We start from the raw sequence: 1,047 nt of genomic DNA, 5'->3' as shown, positions 1-1,047 counted from the left end.
CACGAGGCGTTCACCGAAATAGCCTCCCTCTCCGATATTCTTATCGGTAATGAAGAGGATTTTCAGCTTTGTCTTGGAATTGAGGGCCCCAAAGCAGGAGGAGAAAATATTGAAGATACTATGGACGCTTTCAAAGGGATGATTATGAATGCAAAACGTGCTTTCCCTAATGTTACTGTGTTTGCCAATACATTACGGGAAGTGATCAGTGCCAATGAACATCTCTGGGGGGCTATTGTTTATGAAAACGGGAATTGGCACGAAGCTCCTTTGAGAAAGATCAATGTGATGGATCGTATAGGAGGAGGCGATGGCTTTGTAGGGGGATTGCTCTACAGCATTTTAAAAAAAATGGAGCCTGATAAATGGGTGCAGTTTGCCTGGGCGAGCGGCGCTTTGGCAACAACTTTCCTGACTGATTATGCACAACCGGCCGATGAAGAGGTGATCTGGAGCATCTGGAAAGGAAATGCAAGAGTAAAAAGATAATTGTAAACAATAAACGGATAATCAGAAATCGGATTATTATCTTAAGGTTTGGATTTCTGGTCTTAATAATCTATAAGAAATGAAAAAGAAAGCAGATATAGGGTTGATCGGATTAGCTGTGATGGGCGAAAATCTGGTATTGAATATGGAAAGTAAGGGTTATACCGTAGCCGTTTACAACCGTACAGTGACTAAAGTGGATGGCTTCCTTGAGGGAAGAGGGAAAGGGAAGAACTTTATTGGTGCTCACTCCCTGGAAGAGTTTGTGGCTTCCATTGAAAGACCACGTAAGGTAATGATGCTTGTAAAAGCTGGTAAGCCTGTGGATGATTTTATTGAGCTATTGATTCCATTACTTGAGCCGGGAGATATTATTATTGATGGCGGTAACAGCCATTTCCCCGATACGATGCGCAGGACAAAACAGGTGGAAAGCAAAGGATTGCTCTATGTGGGTACTGGTGTTTCCGGTGGTGAAGAGGGAGCATTGAAAGGCCCGTCGATGATGCCGGGGGGATCACCCGAAGCGTGGCCACACGTGAAAGAGATCTTTCAGTC

General features: G+C 44.1%; 2 protein-coding genes. Both read left to right on the top strand.

Annotated features, from left to right (window positions below; all coding sequences use genetic code 11):
* The coding region (locus tag B3Z75_RS01805) for a PfkB family carbohydrate kinase (RefSeq protein WP_286847319.1) at positions 1-489 on the top strand (489 nt) is incomplete at its 5' end.
* Between the two features lie 79 nt (positions 490-568).
* Positions 569-1,047, top strand: a 479-nt coding sequence (locus B3Z75_RS01800; RefSeq protein ID WP_286847320.1) for an NAD(P)-binding domain-containing protein, incomplete at its 3' end; no start/stop codon positions are given.

Origin of the sequence: Proteiniphilum sp. UBA1028, assembly GCF_002316955.1 — a bacterium.
Taxonomy (GTDB): domain Bacteria; phylum Bacteroidota; class Bacteroidia; order Bacteroidales; family Dysgonomonadaceae; genus Proteiniphilum.
This window is presented reverse-complemented; position numbering and strand designations above follow the sequence as displayed.